The organism is Enterococcus sp. DA9 (assembly GCF_008000875.1).
GTDB lineage: Bacteria > Bacillota > Bacilli > Lactobacillales > Enterococcaceae > Enterococcus_B > Enterococcus_B lactis.
On sequence record NZ_CP042839.1, the window covers coordinates 1,040,455 to 1,062,402 of the forward strand.

General features: G+C 37.7%; 22 protein-coding genes and 2 pseudogenes. 18 read left to right on the top strand and 6 right to left on the bottom strand.

Annotated features, from left to right (window positions below; genetic code table 11):
• Nucleotides 1–21 precede the first annotated feature (21 nt).
• Both FTX43_RS05880 and FTX43_RS05885 read right to left on the bottom strand, forming a co-directional pair.
• Nucleotides 22–969, bottom strand: coding sequence for a glycosyltransferase family 2 protein (locus tag FTX43_RS05880; RefSeq protein WP_002289860.1), 948 nt, complete (start codon nucleotides 967–969; stop codon nucleotides 22–24).
• Between the two features lie 222 nt (nucleotides 970–1,191).
• Complete coding sequence (locus FTX43_RS05885; RefSeq protein ID WP_002309710.1) at nucleotides 1,192–1,542, bottom strand: PepSY domain-containing protein; 351 nt, start codon at nucleotides 1,540–1,542, stop codon at nucleotides 1,192–1,194.
• A 199-nt stretch (nucleotides 1,543–1,741) separates the two neighbouring features.
• Between FTX43_RS05885 and pepA the strand changes: the two genes are divergently transcribed.
• The 4 genes from pepA (at nucleotide 1,742) to ytpR (ending at nucleotide 4,571) form a co-directional block, all read left to right on the top strand.
• Nucleotides 1,742–2,821: a glutamyl aminopeptidase gene (gene pepA, locus FTX43_RS05890; RefSeq protein ID WP_002294156.1), complete on the top strand. Its 1,080-nt coding sequence runs from the start codon at nucleotides 1,742–1,744 to the stop codon at nucleotides 2,819–2,821.
• Between the two features lie 142 nt (nucleotides 2,822–2,963).
• Nucleotides 2,964–3,284 carry a thioredoxin family protein gene (locus FTX43_RS05895; protein WP_002292632.1) on the top strand — a complete coding sequence of 107 codons (321 nt, stop codon included), beginning with the start codon at nucleotides 2,964–2,966 and terminating at the stop codon, nucleotides 3,282–3,284.
• A 21-nt stretch (nucleotides 3,285–3,305) separates the two neighbouring features.
• On the top strand, nucleotides 3,306–3,770 hold the full coding sequence (locus FTX43_RS05900; RefSeq protein WP_002292633.1) for a universal stress protein: 465 nt from the start codon (nucleotides 3,306–3,308) through the stop codon (nucleotides 3,768–3,770).
• A gap of 195 nt (nucleotides 3,771–3,965) precedes the next feature.
• A complete protein-coding gene (gene ytpR / locus FTX43_RS05910; RefSeq protein WP_002313997.1) occupies nucleotides 3,966–4,571 on the top strand; it encodes a YtpR family tRNA-binding protein in 606 nt (201 codons plus the stop codon).
• Nucleotides 4,572–4,609: 38 nt separating this feature from the next.
• On the opposite strand, the gene FTX43_RS05915 is transcribed toward ytpR, so the two are convergent.
• Complete coding sequence (locus tag FTX43_RS05915) at nucleotides 4,610–5,899, bottom strand: S1C family serine protease (RefSeq protein ID WP_002290101.1); 1,290 nt, start codon at nucleotides 5,897–5,899, stop codon at nucleotides 4,610–4,612.
• 427 nt (nucleotides 5,900–6,326) lie between these two features.
• On the opposite strand from FTX43_RS05915, the gene rlmH reads away from it, so the two are divergent.
• The 9 genes from rlmH (at nucleotide 6,327) to FTX43_RS05960 (ending at nucleotide 14,669) form a co-directional block, all read left to right on the top strand.
• Nucleotides 6,327–6,806: a 23S rRNA (pseudouridine(1915)-N(3))-methyltransferase RlmH gene (gene rlmH / locus FTX43_RS05920; protein WP_002287841.1), complete on the top strand. Its 480-nt coding sequence runs from the start codon at nucleotides 6,327–6,329 to the stop codon at nucleotides 6,804–6,806.
• Nucleotides 6,807–6,890: 84 nt separating this feature from the next.
• Nucleotides 6,891–7,400 carry a DUF1456 family protein gene (locus FTX43_RS05925; RefSeq protein WP_002294762.1) on the top strand — a complete coding sequence of 170 codons (510 nt, stop codon included), beginning with the start codon at nucleotides 6,891–6,893 and terminating at the stop codon, nucleotides 7,398–7,400.
• A gap of 99 nt (nucleotides 7,401–7,499) precedes the next feature.
• Nucleotides 7,500–8,150, top strand: a complete 651-nt coding sequence (locus FTX43_RS05930) for a hypothetical protein (RefSeq protein WP_002311759.1) — start codon at nucleotides 7,500–7,502, stop codon at nucleotides 8,148–8,150.
• A 450-nt stretch (nucleotides 8,151–8,600) separates the two neighbouring features.
• Nucleotides 8,601–9,539 carry a 2-dehydropantoate 2-reductase gene (locus FTX43_RS05935; protein ID WP_002291914.1) on the top strand — a complete coding sequence of 313 codons (939 nt, stop codon included), beginning with the start codon at nucleotides 8,601–8,603 and terminating at the stop codon, nucleotides 9,537–9,539.
• Between the two features lie 12 nt (nucleotides 9,540–9,551).
• Nucleotides 9,552–10,604 carry a PTS sugar transporter subunit IIC gene (locus FTX43_RS05940; RefSeq protein ID WP_002291912.1) on the top strand — a complete coding sequence of 351 codons (1,053 nt, stop codon included), beginning with the start codon at nucleotides 9,552–9,554 and terminating at the stop codon, nucleotides 10,602–10,604.
• Nucleotides 10,605–10,879: 275 nt separating this feature from the next.
• Complete coding sequence (locus FTX43_RS05945; RefSeq protein ID WP_147606851.1) at nucleotides 10,880–11,506, top strand: DUF998 domain-containing protein; 627 nt, start codon at nucleotides 10,880–10,882, stop codon at nucleotides 11,504–11,506.
• Nucleotides 11,507–11,696: 190 nt separating this feature from the next.
• Nucleotides 11,697–12,488, top strand: a complete 792-nt coding sequence (msrA, locus tag FTX43_RS05950) for a peptide-methionine (S)-S-oxide reductase MsrA (RefSeq protein ID WP_002296391.1) — start codon at nucleotides 11,697–11,699, stop codon at nucleotides 12,486–12,488.
• A gap of 719 nt (nucleotides 12,489–13,207) precedes the next feature.
• A complete protein-coding gene (locus FTX43_RS05955; protein ID WP_002343056.1) occupies nucleotides 13,208–14,116 on the top strand; it encodes an IS982-like element ISEfm1 family transposase in 909 nt (302 codons plus the stop codon).
• Between the two features lie 55 nt (nucleotides 14,117–14,171).
• On the top strand, nucleotides 14,172–14,669 hold the full coding sequence (locus FTX43_RS05960; protein ID WP_002314489.1) for a GNAT family N-acetyltransferase: 498 nt from the start codon (nucleotides 14,172–14,174) through the stop codon (nucleotides 14,667–14,669).
• Nucleotides 14,670–14,705: 36 nt separating this feature from the next.
• Here FTX43_RS05960 and FTX43_RS05965 read toward each other — a convergent pair.
• Nucleotides 14,706–15,326: pseudogene (locus FTX43_RS05965) on the bottom strand (hypothetical protein); the annotation flags it as partial.
• Between the two features lie 72 nt (nucleotides 15,327–15,398).
• Between FTX43_RS05965 and FTX43_RS05975 the strand changes: the two are divergent.
• Both FTX43_RS05975 and FTX43_RS05980 read left to right on the top strand, forming a co-directional pair.
• Complete coding sequence (locus tag FTX43_RS05975; protein ID WP_002319817.1) at nucleotides 15,399–16,079, top strand: IS6-like element ISS1N family transposase; 681 nt, start codon at nucleotides 15,399–15,401, stop codon at nucleotides 16,077–16,079.
• Between the two features lie 5 nt (nucleotides 16,080–16,084).
• Nucleotides 16,085–17,434: a Spy0128 family protein gene (locus FTX43_RS05980; protein ID WP_261801559.1), complete on the top strand. Its 1,350-nt coding sequence runs from the start codon at nucleotides 16,085–16,087 to the stop codon at nucleotides 17,432–17,434.
• 296 nt (nucleotides 17,435–17,730) lie between these two features.
• Here FTX43_RS05980 and FTX43_RS05985 read toward each other — a convergent pair whose 3' ends face one another.
• Together FTX43_RS05985 and FTX43_RS05990 are read right to left on the bottom strand one after the other, a co-directional pair.
• Entirely contained in the window at nucleotides 17,731–18,180 is a 450-nt protein-coding gene (locus FTX43_RS05985) for a DIP1984 family protein (protein ID WP_002331389.1), read from the bottom strand.
• Nucleotides 18,181–18,481: 301 nt separating this feature from the next.
• Complete coding sequence (locus tag FTX43_RS05990; protein ID WP_002310930.1) at nucleotides 18,482–19,375, bottom strand: neutral zinc metallopeptidase; 894 nt, start codon at nucleotides 19,373–19,375, stop codon at nucleotides 18,482–18,484.
• A 213-nt stretch (nucleotides 19,376–19,588) separates the two neighbouring features.
• Between FTX43_RS05990 and FTX43_RS06000 the strand changes: the two are divergent.
• The 3 genes and pseudogenes from FTX43_RS06000 to FTX43_RS06010 all read left to right on the top strand — a co-directional run bounded on the left by FTX43_RS06000 (nucleotide 19,589) and on the right by FTX43_RS06010 (nucleotide 21,948).
• Nucleotides 19,589–21,226, top strand: a pseudogene (locus FTX43_RS06000) (BglG family transcription antiterminator).
• Nucleotides 21,223–21,654 carry a PTS sugar transporter subunit IIA gene (locus FTX43_RS06005; RefSeq protein WP_002336738.1) on the top strand — a complete coding sequence of 144 codons (432 nt, stop codon included), beginning with the start codon at nucleotides 21,223–21,225 and terminating at the stop codon, nucleotides 21,652–21,654. Before FTX43_RS06000 ends, FTX43_RS06005 begins: the two are co-directional and overlap by 4 nt.
• Before the next feature lie 12 nt (nucleotides 21,655–21,666).
• Entirely contained in the window at nucleotides 21,667–21,948 is a 282-nt protein-coding gene (locus tag FTX43_RS06010) for a PTS sugar transporter subunit IIB (RefSeq protein ID WP_002308010.1), read from the top strand.

The window sequence follows — 21,948 nt, forward strand, 5'->3', positions numbered from 1 at the left end:
TTTGCAGTCTTGATCCTTTTTTTACTTTCTACTGTGGTATTCATGATAAACATGATATAGATTCAATTCATATTCTTTCTTAGCGTTCGTGACGACTGTATCCAAAATCAACCCTGTTACTAATGAAAGAAGTGCTAAAGTCATCAATCCAGTACTTAAAATCGCAGAAGGGATGCGTGTAATAAAGCTTGTCAGCATATATTCGCGAATCACAGGAATCCCCGTGACCAATCCAAATAAAAAGAAGAAGATGGTCCAAATCCCAAAGAAAAGCAAAGGCTTATAATCTTTAAACATTTTAATAATCATCATGATCACTTTGAATCCGTCAGAGAATGTATTCAATTTTGATTCGCTGCCTTCAGGACGATCACGATAATCGATTGGGATCTCAACGAACTTGAATTTTTTATCTAAAGCATGGATCGTCAATTCCGTTTCGATTTGAAAACCAGAACTCATAATAGGAAAACTTTTGACAAAGATACGATTGAATCCTCGATAGCCGGTCATGACATCAAGAATTTTTGTTTTATACATTCTAGTAATTGTATTTCTAACAAGGTTATTTCCAAAATCGTGGAAAGGTCTCTTATTCTCATCAAAGTAGGTTCCATTTGATAGGCGATCACCAATGACCATATCTGCTTCACCAGAACGTAATTTCTCGAGCAAACCATGTACAGCTTCTGCAGGATAAGTATCATCGCCATCTACCATTAAATAATAGTCGGCATCGATATCAAAGAACATTTGGCGGATCACATTTCCTTTTCCTTGACGAGGTTCTTTTTTTACGATTGCTCCACCTTGAACGGCCAATTCGTATGTTCGATCGGTCGAATTATTATCATAGACATAAATATCTGCTTCTGGTAATTCTCGTTTAAAGTCTGCAATGACTGTTGAAATTGTTGCTTCCTCATTGTAACAAGGAATCAGAACAGCAATTTTTTCTTGTTGTTCCATTTTTCACTCTCCTTAACTATAGAAAACAAAAGCTAAATTAAAAATACCTCATAATCAAAGGAAATGCTAGTTTTTCCCGCTAAATATCATTTATTTAAAAAGAAAATACTGGAATATATGTTTGGAAAGCTCTATCTAAAAAACCACCCACTACAAAAGAAGGACATGATACCTCTCTTTTAGATAGTGGGTGCGTATTCGTTATTTCATTTTTTTGACGTATTAATCTATTGCGCCCTTTTTTCTTGAAATGTCTAATACGGTTCCTGTATGAGCATCTGCTAAAAATTCATAATAAACAGTTTCGCCATCTTCTATCCGGGAAAGCCCACCCCGATAAGCACTCGACCGAACGGCGAATTTCCGAATAGGTTCTTTTTCAAAAGAGATCCAAGCACCTTCGATTGCGCCTTCTTTTAAAAAAGATGTTTTGATATTTTCAAGCACTTGGTCTGCTGATAACACTTTTTTGCGATGATACCAAATCGTTGAAGCTACCCCACTCAATAATCCTAGACCGATCCCAACGGCTAACCCGCCTTTAAAATAGCTTAATTCGCTTTCTTCATACATGTGGATATACCTCCTTCTTCTCACTTGCTACTCCTTGTGCTTATTTTACCACACTCTCATAATTTCTTTGAAATAAATAACCGCTACCAGGAAAAATAAGCTATAATAAATACGATCGGTCTGCAGAAAAAATCATATTTTATCCGCAGATCAATATAAGTCTGAGAGGAGTTTAGTCTGAAATTTAGACGAATAGCATATGGAAGAAAAAACATTTCAACGAATCAAAGAGTTAACAGAATTACAAGGAACAAGCGGTTTTGAACAAGACGTTCGCGCTTATATGGAAAGTCATATGGAACCGTTGGTAGATGAGTTACAGTTAGATGGTTTGGGCGGCATTTTTGGGCTGCGCCACCATGAAGAAGCGGATGCACCTCGTGTAATGGTCGCAGCACATATGGATGAAGTCGGCTTCATGCTGACACAAATCCAAGAAAACGGGCTTTTTAAAGTCGTACCTCTAGGCGGATGGAACCCTTACGTTGTTTCTGCTCAACGTTTTACACTTAAAACCTCTACTGGTAAGAATTATCCATGTATTTCTTCTTCCGTTCCCCCACATTTATTACGAGGAACAAGCGGACAAAAATCAGTAGAAGTAACAGATATTTTGTTCGATGCTGGGTTTGAATCAAGAGAAGAGGCAATGAGTTACGGTGTTCTTCCAGGAGACACAATCGTTCCTTACGCTGAAACGATCAAAACAGCCAACGGGAAGAATATCATCAGCAAATCGTGGGACAACCGCTATGGCTGTACAATGGTATTAGAAGCTTTAGAAGCGTTACAAAATGAAACATTAGGTCATACATTGATTGCAGGCGCGAATGTCCAAGAAGAAGTAGGCTTGCGTGGTTCTAAAGCTTCTGTCAATAAATTCAAGCCAGATCTGTTCTTTGCAGTAGACTGCTCTGCAGCAGATGACACAGTGACGAAAAATGGCACATTCGGACATTTAGGAGAAGGTACATTGATGCGTATCCAAGATCCAGGTTTGATCATGCTTCCTCGTTTGCGTGAGTACTTGCTAGATATCGCTGAAACAAACAACATCCCTTATCAATACTTTGTTTCAAAAGGCGGTACAGATGCAGGTGCTGCTCATACACAAAATGAAGGAATCCCAAGTACAGTGATTGGCGTAGTGGGACGTTATATCCATACGCATCAAACGATGTTCAGTATTCGCGATTTTGAAGCTGCACGAGAAATGTTGATTCAAACATTGAAAGGTTTAGATAAATCAACAGTGAACACAATCGTATACGGGAAATAACGCGATAGTGAAACTATAAAATCTGGCAAAAGCAACCTTTTGTCAGATTTTTTTTATAAAAAGAGGATCAATGTTTGTTAGTTCGAAAGAAAGGTGTATAATTTAATTGAAAAATACATAAACAGAAAGTAGAGGAAAAAGAATGATTATCCCAAATAGTTTAGAAGAATTAGCAGGCTACGTAGAAACTGGAAAAAGTGTATTTTTCTTTACTGCCGGCTGGTGCGGAGACTGCCGTTTTATCAAACCGCAAATGCCTGAAATCGAAAATGACTTTTCTGATTGGCAATTTATTGAAGTAGACCGTGACAAGTACATAGATGTAGCCGCTGAATGGAACATTTTTGGTATCCCAAGTTTTGTCGTGATCCAAGACGGAAAAGAATTAGGTCGTCTAGTGAATAAAGATCGTAAAACAAAACAGGAAATCGAATCGTTCCTAGAAAGTGTAATAAAAGGCTGACATCTGTTAGGAGGGGTCAAGATGAATCAAGAATATAAGAACATTTTAGTAGGTATTGACGGTAGTGAACAAGCACTTGCTGCTTTCAAAAAAGCGGTAGAAGTGGCTCGCCGTAATAATGGGAAAGTATATGTAGCAAACGTAATCGATCAGCAATTTTATAATTTTATGGGCTATGCTCCTATTGATCAAAATCTAGTCGATCAGCAAACTGAAACAGCCAAGCAAATGATCGAAGAATGTAAAGAATATGGAAAATCTGTTGATTACACAAATATAGAAGGAATTATTGCATACGGCTCTGTTCGTGAATCCATGGCAGTCAAATTGCCAAAAAAATATGCAATCGATCTAATCATGGTTGGGCAGTCTGGACTAAATGCAGTCGAACGCTTTATGACAGGAAGTGTAGCCAGCTACGTCATACGTCATTCACCTTGTGATGTCTTGATCGTTTCTGACGAAGAAGAACAGCCAAGTAATTAAGCAAGTGGAACTTGTATAACCTTTTTAATCAAACAGTAAAGGGACTGTGACAAAAGTCTTGTCACAGTCCCTTGTTACGAATAAATGGTGTTCCAGAAGAAGCTTCTTCGGAAATAAAGCATGAAAAAAATCTCATGCAGTGAATGCAATTTTTTGTTAAGATAAATCTCAGCAAAGGATAATGGAGGAAAGAACATGATTTTTGCTTATAACAAAGCACACGTCGGAGACACTTTGATGGTTATCATAGCCGACGATAAAGGAACAGAAAACACTGTCGAACGTAAATGGAATGTTGCTCGGATCAAAGATGAACAAGGTCAAGTTGTTGCTTGGAACTTTTTCCATATCTCCGATCATCTAACAATTGAAGGGAACGGCCAAGTAAGCTTAACAGATGAAGAATTAGCGAAATTGAATCGATTGATTAAAGAAGCAGGATTCGAAGAACAGCTTGAAGCTGATCATGAACCGAAGATCGTTGTCGGGTATGTAAAAACATGCGTCCCGCATCCTGACTCTGACCATTTATCGATTACTGAGACAGAAGTGGACAATGGGACAGTATTGCAAATTGTTTGCGGTGCACCAAATATCGAAGCTGGACAAAAAGTTGTCGTTGCAAAACCAGGAGCCATGATGCCAGATGGAATGATGATCTGGCCAGGAACTTTGCGAGGGGTAGCCAGCTATGGAATGATTTGTTCTGCTCGTGAATTGCATTTGCCAAATGCTCCAGAAAAAAAAGGAATCTTAGTATTGCCTGAGGATGCCGTAGTCGGAGAAGTATTTCCAAAATAAAGAGGTTGTGACAAGTCTTTGTCACAACCTCTTTTTTATTAATTTTCACTATTTTGATTTTGTTTTAATGCCGATTGATCGATCGTCAATTCAACAGTAGTTGTTTTTTCTTTCGAGCCTTCATAGTAAGTGATTTTGACAGAATCTCCCACTTTTTTCTTATACAAAGCAGATTGAAGTTCTACACCAGAAGAAACTTCTTTGTCATCGATCTTAGTAATGACGTCGTATTGTTTCAACCCAGCTTTTTCTGCCGGTGTAGCTGTTTGGACATTTGTCACGATGACACCGTTAGTTACAGATGAAGGAATCTTCAAGATTTGTTCTTGTTGCTGAGTAGAAACGGCAGATAAGTCGACCATTGTGATACCTAGAGCTGGACGTGTCACTTTTCCGTCTTTTTCCAGTTGGTTGATGATATTCACTACATCGTTACTTGGGATGGCAAATCCCATTCCTTCTACGCTTACATTAGAAGTCGATTCAGAAGTACTTGCGATCTTACTTGAGTTGATACCGATAACTTGTCCTTCGATATTCACTAAAGGACCACCAGAATTTCCCGGGTTGATCGCTGCATCTGTTTGGATCGCATTGATATTGACTGTTTCGTTCGATTCATTCGTACTTGTTACTTGTCGGTTCAAGGAAGAAATGATTCCTGAAGTGACAGAATTCGCATATTCAGATCCTAATGGGGAACCAATCGCAATCGCAGGTTCACCAACCTTCAAAGCACTTGAGTCCCCAAAAGAGGCAACCGTTTCGACTTTGTCTGAATTGATCTTCAACACCGCTAAATCTGAATAGGCATCTGTTCCAACTAATTCAGCTTTTACCTTCGTACCGTCTTTCATCATGACTTCCAAACCTTGCTGTCCATCTACTACGTGATTGTTTGTGACTACATAAGCAGTATTCCCGTCTTTTTTGTAGATTACGCCGCTTCCTTCACTATAAGCTTCCAAATTACTATCATCTGAGCTGCTACTTTCTTCTTGCTGCCCGAATAATCCGCCAAAACCGCTTGATTGGTTTTGACTTTGTAAGTTGATAACAGAAACGACAGCGTCTTGAACTTTATCTACCGCTTTGGTGATATCAGAATCTACATTGACTTTGACATTTTCCACAACTGTTTCACCGGCAGAATTTTGATTGCCGCTTGTAGCAGTAGAACTATTGTTGCCAGTGCCCATCGCTGCATAAAAAATGCCAGCTGTCAGTAGTCCTCCAACGATCCCTCCAACAAGCCCCAGACCCAACTTACGCCAGAGGCTATTATTTTTATTTTTTTTCATCTTTGGTGTCACATTTTTTCTATCCATGTGTTCCTCCTCCAATTACATTCATTTATCTACTGTTAGTATAGTCTTATTTGTTGACTTTAGTCTACTTTGAGACTTTGAACTTTTTATGAAAAACTTTAGGAAAAATCATTGTTTTCAGATGAAAATATTTGATTTTCTTTTTCCACAGATATTGTGTAAAACTACGCGGATAGGATTGGAAAAATAAGGGATAAAACATATCCACAGCCTGTGTATAAAGTGGATAAATTCTTATAAAACGTATGTTTGCCTAATGAATGTGATGAAATAAGGTAAAACAACGCTGTTTTCTGTGGATAAACCTGTGGATGTTGTGCATAACTGTTGGGGAAATCTTTTTAACAAAAATAGTAAAAATAAACATATAGACGAAAAAATTGATTATAATAAACAAAGTGAGCGTGAAGATCAAAGGAGAGAAAACATGAATATCAAAATTATTTCAGTAGGAAAATTAAAAGAAAAATACTTGATCCAAGGTATCAATGAGTATGTCAAACGGCTGAATGCCTATGCGAAAATCGAATTGATCGAAGTTCCTGACGAAAAAGCCCCGGAGAATTTAAGCGAAGCGCAAATGAGACAAGTAAAAGAAAAAGAAGGAGAACGGATCTTAGCGAAAATCAAAGAACAAGAATACGTCTATGCCTTAGCAATTGAAGGGAAAAATCCCACAAGCGAATCTTTTGCTAAACAAATCGACCAATTAGGTATCCAAGGAAAAAGCCACCTTGTTTTTGTTATCGGCGGTTCTTTAGGACTCAGCGAAGCCGTCATGAAAAGAAGCAATGCTCAGATCTCTTTTGGCAAAATGACGTATCCACATCAATTGATGCGCCTGATCCTCGTCGAGCAAATCTACCGTGCCTTCCGGATCAACGCGGGGGCTCCGTATCATAAGTGATGCGGTTTTTATCATTGATCCTAAAAATCTTAGCAAGACAAAAAGTACGTAAGAAAGTAAAGACTAAATACTTCGGAGGAACAAATGAATAACAATGATAGGTTATTGCGATTGCGTTATGCGATTGATTTGAAAGATACGGATTTGATTAAAGCTTTTGAGCTAGGCGGTGTACCACTGACTAAAGAAGAAGCTCAGGCGGTACTGACCAAAGTACAGGATAAGAACAAAGATAATGCAGAAAATAATGTGTATGAAAAAACCATCAACAACCAAGTTTTTGACGCATTCCTAAATGGCCTGATTCTCTTGGCGCGTGGTCCGCAAAAAGATAAGCCGATAGTAGACACGCCGCAAAAAAGCAAGGAAATCAAATATATCAACAATGTGTTGCTAAAAAAATTAAAAATCGCCTTGTCTATGACCACTGATGATATTTTAGAAGTTTTTGCTGAGGCAGAAATCTATCCATCAAAAGGCGAAATCGGGGCATTTTTGAGAAAAGAAGGCCAACGAAATTTTAAGCCTTGCGGAGATAAATATATGCGTAATTTTCTCAAGGGGTTAGGAATTTATAATCGGAGAAAAGTATAAAGAAATTTCATGAGAAATCAAAACAATGGTTGTTTTGATGAGAGCTAGTTTTTGTATGAGATTAAAATATTATCTTAATCGAGGAGCTGGATTGGTTTTATGAATGATGAATATAAGAATGATGAAGATAAGATGCTTTTTGAAGAGATAGAGAATCGATGTAGGCTCAATTTTGAGCTTTGGGGAAAGATGTCTTTAATACAACAAAAAAAGTATTTAGCGAATAAATCAGAGTTTACTCTGGGACATGTTGAAAAATTAATCTCGGATTGGATTAGTAGTAGAAGCGAATTTACAAAAATAAAACAGCCGATTAAATTTGACATGAAAAAACTTTTGTTAAATAAGAGTGAGATAGGTAATAGAGATCAATATATTAGAGCTAAAGGGCAAGAAATAATTGATTCATTAGGTGAAATGAGGTCATACAATTATTTGTATGTAACACATAGAGCTGATGGAATGGTCATTACTGTGGGTAAATCTTCTTCTAATGATATTTTTTTAGATGGAGATCTTTTTTATCAACTCAATACAAATCACTTGTCTGGCACTGAAAATATAATTTTAAGGACGGAATATGGCAATGAAATATTTGCAAAATATGATGAGATTTTAAAAAATTATTTGGACTGGGCTTGGATAATTCCGGTTGAGTCAGGAGATGCTAAGAAACTGGAGAGATTATTGGGCGATGAACTAATTAATAAAAAAGTACCAATTTTAAATTATTATTCCCATAGACAATAAAAGGCTATTTTTCATGATAATACTAGTTATAACTGTAAAAATGGAAGAAAATCTGGGAAAGAAGTTTTTAAATAAGTGTATTGTTCGATTTTAATAAATAATAAGCAATACCATCCGTCTGTGTTGCGCAACATCGTACTACAATGAATATTTTTTCACAAAAAGAAAATCATCCATCGAATGAATGGAAGGTTTTAGTATACACGAGGTTAATGCCCCCTCTTTTATAATCAGAGGAGTGAGGTTTTTTCTATGAATGTTTCTATTTTCTTATTGCTAGTCTAGTTTCTCTTACGATGAAATTGGGATTCTATTCCAGTTTTTATTGATTTGCTGATAAAATAACTTGAATGGTGCATATAAACATGATAAATAAGAGAAGAATAACAAAACAAGGTTGTGAAATGATTCTCAAATGAATATAATAGAAAGAAAAAGGAGGAAGAATCAATGAAAATAGCAATTGCAGGCGCTGGCGCAATGGGAAGTCGCTTTGGGTTAATGCTTCACCAAAGTGGGAACGAAGTATTATTAATCGATGGCTGGGCAGAACATGTCCAACAAATCAAAGAACATGGATTACAAGCAAATTTTAATGGTAAAGAGGTAGAAGCAAAACTACCAATCGTTCTTCAATCCGAAGTAGAAAAAGAAGATCAAGTTGATCTGATTATTCTATTTACCAAAGCGATGCAGCTGGAAAAAATGCTGCAGGATATCCAATCATTAATCAAAAAAGATACAGAGGTCTTATGTCTATTAAATGGTATCGGGCATGAAGATATTATTGAGAAATTTGTACCAATGGAAAATATCTATATTGGAAATACCATGTGGACGGCAGGTCTTGAAGGTCCTGGTCAGGTCAAATTATTTGGAAGTGGTTCAGTAGAATTACAAAATTTAGGTGATGGAAAAGAAGCAGCTGCAAAAAAATTAGCAGACAAATTGTCTGAATCAGGATTAAATGCTCATTTTTCTGACAATATTCACTATTCTATTTATCGCAAAGCATGTGTGAACGGAACAATGAACGGACTATGCACAATCTTAGACGTTAATATGGCTGAGCTAGGAAAAACATCGACTGCTCATAAAATGGTGGCGACGATTGTCAATGAGTTTGCCAAAGTAGCAGCAGTAGAGAAGATTGAACTAGATGTCCCAGAAGTCATTGCACATTGTGAATCTTGTTTTGACCCGGAAACAATTGGGTTACATTATCCTTCAATGTATCAAGACTTGATTAAGAACCATCGATTAACAGAAATCGATTATATCAATGGCGCAATTTCTAGAAAAGGGAAGAAATATGGTGTTGCGACGCCTTATTGTGATTTCTTGACTGAGCTTGTCCATGCAAAAGAAGATAGTTTGAACGTAAAATAAAGGAGAGATTGAATGGAAACTTCACAAAAAATATCACCGAAAATTTTTCTGAATAAAGTCCTCGCTGGTACAGCAACAGGAATCATTATTGGATTGATTCCTAATGCAGTATTAGGTGCCATTTTAAAATATTTTAGTGCGTATCCCTTTGCGGTAACGATCGCACAGTTAGCAGTTATTTTTCAACTAGCAACACCTTTGATCATTGGTGGTTTGATTGCCTTACAATTTGGATTTGATCCGATGAGAATGATGGTTGTAGCCGGAGCTTCTTTTGTTGGTTCTGGTGTAGTCAAATTCACACCTGATTTGGGTGAAACGGGTGTTTACGTTGGTGCTGGTACAGGCGATATTATTAATACGATGCTGACAGCATCGATTGCTGTCGGGCTGATTTTACTGATTGGAAATAGTTTTGGGTCAGTGTCGATTGTGTTAACACCGATTGTTGTAGGTGTAGGTGCAGGTTTACTTGGTTTTTATTTATTCCCTTTTGTAACAGCAATTACTTCTGCAATTGGATCATTGATTAATAACTTCACTACCTTACAACCGCTGTTAATGTCTATCTTGATTGGTTGTTCCTTTGCCTTTTTGATTATCTCTCCTATTTCAACAGTAGCAATCGGAATGGCAATCCAACTAGATGGTGTTTCTGCTGGTGCGGCTGCGATGGGCGTAGCTGCAACCACTTTTGTTTTAGTAGTGAACTCTTGGAAGGTTAATAAGTCAGGTGTGACAATTGCGATTGCTTTAGGCGCTATGAAGATGATGATGCCTAATCTATTTAGAAAACCTGTGATTCTTATTCCTTGTTTAGTTAGTGCAGTGATTACAGCTATTCCTGTCGCTCTATTTTCTATTTCAGGTACGCCTGCTTCTGCTGGTTTCGGCGTGGTCGGACTTGTTGGTCCGTTGGCTTCTTTAGATGCAGGGCTAAATGGCTTTCTTGTTGTTCTTTGTTGGTTAGTCATCCCTGTTTTTGCGGCACTAATTACTCAATTTTTATGCGAGAAAGTATTTAAACTGTATGATCGAGAAGAAGTCTTCAAATTTTTAGGCTAGTAGATTTTACTAAGAAATTTTCAATCAATGGATGCGTAAGTGAGATGTCAACAACATCTGACTTACGTTTTTTTGCCTTTTTGAGTAGGAGATTGATGCTGACAACTGAACTCTTCAGTGCCATTCGATTTTTTAAAATGTAGAAGAAACTCACCTTTATGTTATTGATTGTTCAAAAGGCAACTAGAATAAAAATATGTGTTAAAATGAGAAAAAATTTGATTGTTGGATGTATCGAATAATCACTAAAAAGTAGGGGAAGAAAATGATTTTTTTTGCAAAAATATGGTTTTTATTTTTTATTATTAGGTGAGATTAGTGATTTATCGACACCGTATATCCTTGGCCTTTTTTATCCCAAACTGAATCAAATGACTACCGTAATTAGTGTGTTTGGTGACGTAGATAGTCCAGTCAGACGTGCTTTCTTGGTCTGGTCAGTTGTATCTGGACTTTTTTTTGTTCTTTCGTTGCCTGCGTTGTATCACCTATTTATTGGAACATCAAAAACACTTGCAATACTTGCTGTTGCAACAGTTGGTTTATATGGGATAGGTGATTGTATTTTTACTGGGTTATTCAGTATCAATACGAATGAAAGCTCTTGGAATCTATCGACTTGGATCCATAATATAGGTTCTGGGCTAGGCTATGCAGGCTTTCTACTTTTCCCATTGTTACTTGTTCTGCTTTATCGTCAAAGTGGTCAAGGTACGCTTAGCCATTTTTATCTTGTTTTAACAGTTATTAGTTTACTAATTGCAGGTCTTTACGGATTAGCACGGATTCCGTCGATTAGTCAGTTTGCCTTCTTTAAGCAATTGGGCTTCTTTCAACGCTTAAGTTTTTTCTTTAACTATTTGCCGATGATTTGTTTAAGTTTTTTTCAACTACGAAAGTAGAAAAAGCAGTGTGAAGCTGATTAAGTAAAAGAATTTCTCTATGGGTAACCATTCGTGTGGATGTGTTCGACTAAGAATAGAGATGAGGAGAGCGAAAAGCAAGTTAGTCTTAACTTGTTATGCGTTGTGCTAAATTTCAGGTAGTCATTTTTTGAATGAATAAGAAGAAAACTTGAAAGAGGGTGACTTCATGTTAGATGTGGAGCAGATGGAAATAGACCTTTATAATATTATTTTAAATCGAAATACAAGAGAATGGGAAAGAACACAATTTGAAGAGGCAAAAGAAGACCTAGCAAAAATGTCGATAAAGCAGGTGATAGAAAAACTAGAGGTCAACTTGCGTCCGCTAGCACTACGAGATAATTTGACACCAGATGCGATGGATTTTTATTTAAGAATCACAGGGGAGTCAGCGAGTGCAAAGGCTTATGATTATGCCAAACATAAGATAACTTCACCCTTATACCAAGAACGGGCGATTTTTGCCGGTGGCTGTTTCTGGTGTATGGTTGAGCCTTTTGAAACAAAACCAGGTGTAATCTCAGTGTTATCTGGTTATACAGGTGGAGAGACCAAAAAACCAAATTACGATCAAGTCAGTGGTGGATATACTGGGCATGTTGAAGCTGTTGAGATCATATTTGATACACGTCAAATAACCTATGAAGAGCTGTTGGAGATTTATTGGCAAATTTCAGACCCTACAGATGCCTTTGGTCAATTTCAAGATCGGGGGAAACAATATCGTTCAATTCTATTTGTTGTTAATGAAAAGCAAAGGCAATTGGCTGAAAAATCAAGAGAACAACTGATTCAATCTAACCGATTTAGCCGTCCTATCGTTACAGAGATCCGCCAAGCAAAGACTTTTTGGCCAGCTGAAAATCATCATCAACAATTTTATCAGAAGCAACCTAAAAGATATAAAAAGATCAAGCATTCGCATCAGCTTCATTTATTTTTTCAGCGACATAGATAGAGGAAGGTTGTGGCGCAAAGCGTTCAGCTCCGACAAAATAATGAGCAACTGACAAAAATAGCTTTTCATATTTTTGGACAGTTATGAATTATTTCGAGGAGTTGCTTTGAGAACACCGAGGAAAAGGTTGTGGCGCAAAGCGTTCAGCTCCGACAAAATAATGAGCAATTGACAAAAATAGCTTTTCATATTTTTGGACAGTTATGAATTATTTCGAGGAGTTGCTTTGAGAACGCCGAGGAAAAGGTTGTGGCGCAAAGCGTTCAGCTCCGACAGAATAATGAGCAATTGACAAAAATAGCTTTTCATATTTTTGGACAGTTATGAATTATTTCGAGGAGTTGCTTTGGGAACACCGAGGAAAAGGTTGTGGCGCAAAGCATTCAGCTTCAAGTCGCAAGGAAACAGGAGGTATGACAAGTCTTTTGTCACAACTCCTGTTTTTTTACTAGCCTTTATTTCCATGTGAAAGAGAATTCGAATTGTAGAATCTTGATTTTTCTATGGAATTTTGTAGAGAATCATCTTGATAATTAATAGACACCTAATCGAATTCCACATTAATGATGAACTAAATTCCGTATAAAAGCGCAAACAATAACTATAAAACCCGTGGTGCTAGTTAATTTTTTCCTAGAGGAAAATGTCTAAACATGTTGGTAAATCAACAAAAAAACGCATATAGTAGTCTCAAAACTCCCAAGAAATGAGGACTACATATGCGTTCATCAAAATATACTGAACATTATACAGATACTTTTATAACATTCAAGGAAATTATGAGAACTGTTTCTAACATATACCACAATTGTGTACCAGATAAGATTAAAAACCGAAGAAATACTGATCAACTGAAGCAACGCGATACAGTGATTATTGCTTGTGTTATATGGGGCATAATTAATGGCTATACTAGCCAAAGAGCCACGTATAGAGCGGTTTGTTCCGTCTTATTTCCTAATGGTGACTTTCCTAGTAGGAGTCGATTCACTCGCTTAAGTTCAAACTTAGCTTACACTATCAAGATTATTCGATACTTTTTCATCAAGAAGCTCACCAAAGGTGAACTAGTCGGAATTATAGATAGTTTTCCTAGTCCATTATGTAAACCAGTTAGAAATAGACAAGCAAAACTATTGAATCAAATAGCCAAAGTTGGCTATAACTCAACAAAAAAATCTTATTTTTATGGTCTTAAAATTCATATGATCGTTACTAAGACTGGCTTTCCGATTACTTACTCAATCACGAATCCAGGTGTCCATGACGTGAAAGTGTTAGAGACTTTATCGGAAGAAGCGAATCTTCCCAATATCCTAGGGGACAAAGGATATATTAGCCATAAAATCCATGAAAAGCTTGCCCTTAAGGGCATTACTATATCCGTTCCGCCACGTAAAAACATGGATAAATCAGAAAAACTAGACCACAGCTTACTTGGAAAACAAAGAAAAACAGTTGAGACTGTTTGTTCTTCCTTAGAAAAATTAGGTTGTCAAAATTTCAACTCACGTTCTGTTAAAGGGCTAGAGAGTAGATTTGAAAGCATATTACTGGCTTACAGTGTTCTATTAAGTCGAGCACAACGACGTTTTGAAGGAACTTTGAGATATTCTTTAGGATATTAAAATTAACTAGCACCACGGGTGATTTATAGTATACTATGTCAAAAGGAGGAGTTAGATGAACAATCAAATCACACTAGCGTATTTAGATTATGATGATCTAGATGCTTTACAAGTTGTAAGTGTTATCAGTTTTTATGAATCGTTTATCGATGGCGCAGATCCACTTGATATGCAAGGATATTTACAGACACAATTGACAACTGAAATATTGGCAGTAGAATTGGCACAGTCAACCAGTAAATTTATTGGTATTAAGGATCATCAAATACTCATTGGTTATATGAAAGTCAATGATGAAAAAGATGCTATAGAGATTCAACGGCTCTATCTGCTCAAAGATTATCAAAACAAAGGGTTAGGGCAACGGTTACTCGATGAAGCGAATCGTTATGCTAAAACGAAACAAAAACGTTATTTACGTTTGACTGTTTATGAAAAAAATCATGCAGGTATTCGTTTTTATGAACGTCATGGATTTAAAAAAATCGGGATCAAACATTTTCCTTTAGGAAAACAAGATCGTATTTGTCCGATTTTAGAAAAAGAAATCTAAAAAAACGTCCTCACTTTTGATGCTGAGGACGTTTTTTTAGACTGGTAATGGAACCATAATTCGCTTTCCTTTTTGATAAATCGCTAATTCCGTCACACCTTTTGCTTTTAACAGAGCAAAAAGATCATCGAAATGGAAACGGAAATGTTCAAGGTAATGCCCATCTGATCCAACACTAAACAAGGTACCACCACGTGAAAGATATAAATCGATGACATATTCATATAACGCTAAATTGTCATACAAGTAAGCGCTCTTAGCATTTAATTCGAATGCCAATTTATTTTTGATTACTTGATCTAGAATCGGTAAAAACTGCGCTTCATATTGTTTAAATTCAGCAACGGATAGACCAAATACCCGAAAACCATAGTCAAAATGAGCAAAGACATCTGCTTCTATAACAACTAGTGCTTCTGAAAGTTGTGCAAAATACTGAGGAATCACAATAGCAGGATCCATATCTTTGACTTCGTCATCTAAATAATCAAATTGACCATTATGATGCACACTGAGTAATTTTAAATCGTAATCTTTATCGGCTAAATAGTCGATGATCCGATCCTTTTCAGAAGCGATGTAACCGATTTTGATGCCTTTTAAAACACGATTGCCAAAACGCTTATTTAAGCTATCGATTGTTTGACTGTACATTTGGTTCTGTTGCAAAGTTTTCCAAAAAATCTATTTTAGTGTAAAATTGAGAAAAAAGACAGAGAGGACAGAGTAATGAATCATTTTAAAGGCAAACAATTCAAAAAAGACGTCATTATTGTCGCTGTTGGTTACTACCTGCGTTACAATCTAAGCTATCGTGAAGTTCAGGAATTGTTATATGATCGTGGAATAAATGTTTGTCATACTACGATTTATCGTTGGGTGCAAGAGTACAGCAAAGTCCTCTATTATCTTTGGAAGAAGAAAAATAGACAATCCTTCTATTCATGGAAAATGGACGAAACCTATATCAAAATTAAAGGACGTTGGCATTATCTTTATCGTGCAATTGATGCGGACGGCTTAACCTTAGATATCTGGTTACGAAAGAAACGGGATACGCAAGCAGCCTATGCTTTCTTAAAACGACTCCATAAACAGTTTGGTGAGCCGAAAGCAATTGTGACCGATAAAGCGCCTTCTCTTGGCTCCGCCTTTAGAAAGTTACAGAGTGTGGGTTTATATACTAAGACAGAGCACCGAACTGTGAAGTATCTTAACAATTTAATAGAACAAGACCATCGACCTATTAAACGACGAAATAAATTTTATCAAAGTCTCCGTACAGCCTCTTCCACGATTAAGGGCATGGAGACCATTCGAGGAATATATAAAAAGAACCGAAGAAATGGAACGCTCTTCGGCTTTTCGGTGTCTACTGAAATCAAGGTATTAATGGGAATAACAGCCTAAGATATTTGGAGTTCAGAGAGGGCGCGTTTGATTTTCAAACTTCGCAACAGAACCTCATCGTTTATCAAACGAAACTTGATCCTGGCATTCGAAATAATGAAGTTGTTTCAAATGATGTGTCTCTTTACGGAAGTCAGACGGAAATCCATCAAGTAACAAAAGACGTAATCGTCAAATCTACCAACGGTAGCGGTACTTCAACGGGAACAAATGGCTCGTTGACAATCAAGAAATATGACAGAGAAGGGGATAAGGAAGCTGGGATCAACAAAGAGGCACATTTTCAACTCAGTCGTAAAAATGCCGAAGGAAATTACGAAGTTGTTTTCTCCGAACTTGTTGTCAGAAATAATAAGTTGATTCAAGGAACTAGCGAATTTGACCGCTTAGATGGGCTACGATATGGAGATTATAAAATCCAAGAAACGAAAGCACCAGATGGATATGAGCGGGATGAAAAAGAATATACGTTTACGATCTCGAGCGAGGAAGTCGATTATGTCTTTGAACTAGCTAATACAAGGGAAATTATCGAAACTAGCCTAGCTTTAACGGCTACGAAAGCTTTGGAAGGCCGACAGATCGAAGACGGGGAATTCACTTTTGTTTTGGCAGATGAAGAAAATAAAATCCTTCAAGAAAAGACGAACAAGGCAAATAATATTCTTTTTGCTGAAATTACTTATCAAAAAGAAGGAACCTATCGATATAAAATTTATGAAGTACAAGGACATGACGCTACGATTAGCTATGATGATTCAATCACCAATGTTACAGTAGAGGTGAAAAATAACGACGGACAGTTAGAAGCAACAGCAATTTATGAAGGTAACGCGATCTTTACTAACACCTATACGCCAAAAGCTGGCAGTGTAGTGTTGGAAGCTGAGAAAGTCTTGACTGGCCGTTCACTAGTCGCAGGAGAATTTACTTTTGAATTAGTCGATCAAGAGGGACAAGTGATTCAAAGTCAAACCAACGATGGTAGCGGAAAAATTTACTTTGATGCGATTCCGTACGACAAAGCCGGTGAGTACAACTATACGATCCGGGAAAAAGCCGGACAAGACAGTACAATCACTTATGATGACGCAGAGATTCCAGTGACCGTAAATGTCGAAGATCAAAACGGAACATTGGAAGCGAAAGCAGATTATGGTAGCGAGCCAACCTTTACTAACCGCTACACGCCAGAAAAAGCTCCTGATCCAACAAAAAATCAGAATACAAAAACACCGACGAAGAAAAACGAACTGCCAAAAACCGGTGAAACGTATCAAGTCAGCTGGATGTTAGTAGGCTTGTTACTAGTAGGCATTGTGGTAGTGGTATATCGCAGACAGAAAAGAAAGTAACTAGCTAAACGATCAAAGATTCCTTGATCTGGTTTCCTATGTTGGAAACGGATCAGGGGGTCTTTTGCTTTTGAAAGAGGTCTTGTTGAAAAAAAACCTCTGTTTACCTTTTGAGTAACAAAAGATAAACAGAGGCACCCACCTTGTCAAACCAGCACGTGGTCGTTAATTGAAAAATATAAGTTGTACGCTTGTAACTGAACAGCAGTCATTAAACTGGTCCCTGCCAGACCCCATTGGTGTACATATAAGCCTGTACCTGCTTTGTGCTCACTTTTGACTCCCACCCAGCTGTTTTATAAATCAACAAGCCAATTTGTTTGTTGAATCTGCCCGTCTAATTCACGTAAGGCTTTTGCGGTTTGATTCAAACGGTCGGTGATTTGCTTGGTATCGATCGTTCGGATCATACGAATCTCATTACGTCCCATCCGTGGAGCAACCTTGGCTGCTTCCAATGTTGCCGTTAGCATCGCATGCGAACGCCTTAAAGCTTCCCGTTTCTCTAATGCAGCAGCAATCGTTTCTTGTTCACCGATTTTGGCGACCGCATTTCGCTGATTGATTGCAATGACCAACTGGGCAAATTCTTGGTTTGTTGTTTCATAATCCAGCAGTAAGTCGTCGATGCTGCGGTCTAACGTATCGCCTTCTTGGATCACGGCACTACTGGCAATCTCTTCTCGTAACAGAGTGAGTTTGGATTCAAGATCTCTTCGTAGTAATAATGCTTCAGCAAGTTTCATTGATTTCATCCTTTCGAGCAAGGTTTCTTTTCTTTATCTTAGAAAAAAAACACTAAGCTGGCAAGTATTTGCCCTCCAAAAAGTCTCGAAGCCATTATTGAAAAGATTGAAAATTCTAAAAACTGTTTGACTTGAAAAACGAGGAAAGGTTAAAAAAAACTAAAATAGCACCATGAAAAAAAAGGGCCTGCCAGCGGGGACTGGCAGGCAAGGAGTAAAATGAAAAAGTTAGGGTTTGTTGGTATGAATAAACTATACCGCCCAAATGTGAAAAAAGAGTGACTAAAAAGGAACGTTTTTGTTATGATCCGTAGACCAAATCAAGGTTTTTTTCATTGAAGGTGTCTCCATGCTCCAAATCACCATATTTGAACCCCCGGTTGAACCATTCAACTCGTTGTTTTGAAGTCCCATGAGTAAAACTATCTGGTACGACATATCCTTGGTATTCCTTTTGTAACGTATCATCACCGATGGCATTAGCAGCTGTGATAGCCTCTTCGATATCATCAGCTTCTAAAATCGGTTGGCCGTTATAAGTTTTTCCTTGTAGATACTTGGCAAATGTACCGGCTAAATAATCCGCTTGTAGTTCCAAACGAACACTATATTGATTGTATTCTTTTTCAGAAACCTGTTGGCGGATCTTATCGAGTTGCTGTGTAATACCAAGTTCGTTTTGTACGTGATGACCAACTTCATGAGCAATGACATAGGCCATAGCAAAATCTCCGCTGGCCCCATACTTTTGAGAAAGTTCTGTTGCAAAGCTGACATCCAGATAAACATTTTGATCGGCAGGGCAATAAAAGGGACCAACTTGAGAAGTTGCATTCCCACAAGCCGATTGAACACTTCCTGTAAATAAAACCAGTTTAGGAACTTGATACGTAGTCTGTTCTGCTTCAAAAACACCATTCCAATAATCTTCCAAATGGCCGAAGACGACAGCGGAGAATTCTTTTTCCTCTGTATACTCGTCTGAAGCCACATTTTCTGTTTGATAATTAGCGGCTTGTCCGCCTCCCAAAATATCTGTGACGGAGTTTAAATCACCTCCACTGAATAGAAAAAAGAGGACTGCGATAACAATCGTACCGATACCACCGCCGGCCATTATTTTTCCTCCTGAACCTGCGGAACGACCAGAGCGGTCTTCCACATTGGAACTTTGTCTACCCCCACGCCATTTCATTTTGTTTCCTCCTCATTTGACTGTTTACATTTATTATAAGAGAAAACGAGGAAGATGAGAAAAGTTTGGCTTGCTTGAAGCGATTTTGCGGAACAAACGACCGATATTGCTATCAAGGGAAAGGGTGTGCACACCTTTTAATCATTTTTTAATCTAACAATTGGTCTTCATATTTGTTAAGGTATCACTAGAATAAAGGTAGAGGGTGAGCAAATGAAAAACAATTATTCTTTGATCGAAGACCGACGCATGCAAATTTTTAAGCGGCTGATCAATGAGGAGCACTTGAGTTACCAGCAACTTTCTGATGAGTATTATGTTTCTAGGAGCAGTATCGCCAAGGATATCGCTTATCTAAAAACACTGTTTGTCAAAGAAAATTTACTGTTGCGTTTTGATAATTCAGGCACTTATTTTCAAGGAAGCGAGTCACAAATCTAACGAATGTTGAAGCGATTCATTCTCCTTACTATGGAGCATGGGGAGAACCTTTCTGTACTGACAAATGTGTCATTATTTGAAAAGATAAATGCGGCTTTTCGCCATTCGATCACCGAAAAGCAAATGGAGATCCCAGAAAGCTACATCCAAAGCATCGTTGTTTCGATCTTGCTGATTGTCGAGCGCTCGAATCAGGCAAATCAGTTGGATATAGAAGAGGAGCGCCAATTTGGAAAATTGTTTTTGGAATTTGACAAGTATCCGTTGATTTATGAATTGTTGAAAGAAATTGAAGAACAAGAAATCTACCATTTTTCATCGAAAGAAGTTCAGTACCTAACCTATCTCATTGTAGGTAGTGGCTTACGTTTTTTTATGAAGAACGAATCGATTCCGTTCTCTTTTCGAGGGAAAGTCAGAAATCTGATTCAGAAAGTCAGTGAAGGCATCCAGATCGATTTGACACAGGATAGTCGCTTAGAAGAAGATTTGACGATTCATTTGTACCAGCTGTTTTTACGCATTGAGGCCCAAACTACTGTAGTCAATCCATTGCTAGATGAGATCAAACAGCATTATCCGGCGTTGTATGGGGTCGTTTGGTTCTCTTTGAACGACTTTCTAAAGGCCTACCATATTGGAATATCTGAGGATGAAATCGGGTTTGTTTCGATTCACTTTCAAGCTGCAGTAGAACGGATGCGGCAATTGAATAAAATCGTCTTTGTTTGTCCGAACGGTGTTGGCACCAGTTCATTTATTTCTACCAAGATTCGTCGAATATTGCCTAATGTCGATAGTATTGAAACCGCTTCTGTCGCTAAGTTCAAAGAGATGGATATTTCTGCCATCGATTTCATTATTTCCACGATCGATTTACCTGATGTTTCCAAACCAGTCGTCCGCATCTCGCCGATGGTGACCAATCGAGACATGAAGCGGATCATGAATCACTATATCGATTTGATTATTGATAATGAACCGATTGCGGATAAGGTGAAAATCCTGCAAGATACACGGATGTTGATTGCACCGAAGATTTATTTTGAACGATTTGAGACCAAAGAACAAGCACTGGATTTTCTGATCAGTCAAAATGACTTTTCGTCGGAAAATCAGCGTACGGACTTTCAGCGTTCCGTTTTAGAACGAGAAGCATTGCAGTCGACCTATTTAGATAACGGTTTTGCCATACCTCATGGCAATCCTGAGTTTGTTTCAAAAACGACCTTTTCTGTATTGATTTTGGATCGTCCTGTTGATTGGGACAACCAAAAAGTCGATATCATCGTGTTACTAATGATACGAGAAGATGAGGCCCAAGAAGTAGAACCTGTCATGAAGTTGATCATGCAAGGGATCGAAGACAAAGAATGGTTCATTTCAAAAATGTTGGAGGTAAAATCATGATCAATTTAAAAAAATTACTGCCTGAGGATCATATCGAGACCACGAATCAAATCCTCACTTGGCAAGAAGCAGTTCAATTGGCGAGTCAGCCGCTATTAAATGAAAAAGCCATCGATCAACAATATGTCACTAATATGATCCATAGCGTTGAGGAGAACGGCCCGTATATGGTATTGGCTGATTACTTTGCATTGATGCATGCTCGTCCGGGGGAAGGTGTCTTTCATCAAGGGATGAGTTTGCTAGTGACTAAAAACGAAATCGATTTAGCTGGCAAGCCGGTCCGTATTTTCCTTGTTTTAGCTGCAAAAGACAGTCAAAGTCATTTGGAAAGTTTACAGGAAATCATGGAAGTGTTTATGGATCAGGAAAAGTACCAACTTATTCTGAATGGTGACAAAGAACAGATTTGCCAATTATTCCAATAGGAGGAAAAGAAGATGAAAATTTTAGCTGTGTGTGGATTTGGTGTTGGAAGTTCAATGGTGTTAAAGATGACGATCGATAAGGTGATTAAGGAGCTGGGGCTGAAGGCGACTGCTGAGAATATGGATTTGTCTACTGCAAAAGCCACTCCTGCAGATGTTTATTTTACAAGCCACGAATTATTGAATGATTTGCAAGCTTCCGTCAAAGCACCTGTCTATCCCATCAAAAAATATATGGATGTCGCTGAAGTCAAAATGCAAATGGAAAAGTTTTTAGCTGAAAGAGAGGGATAA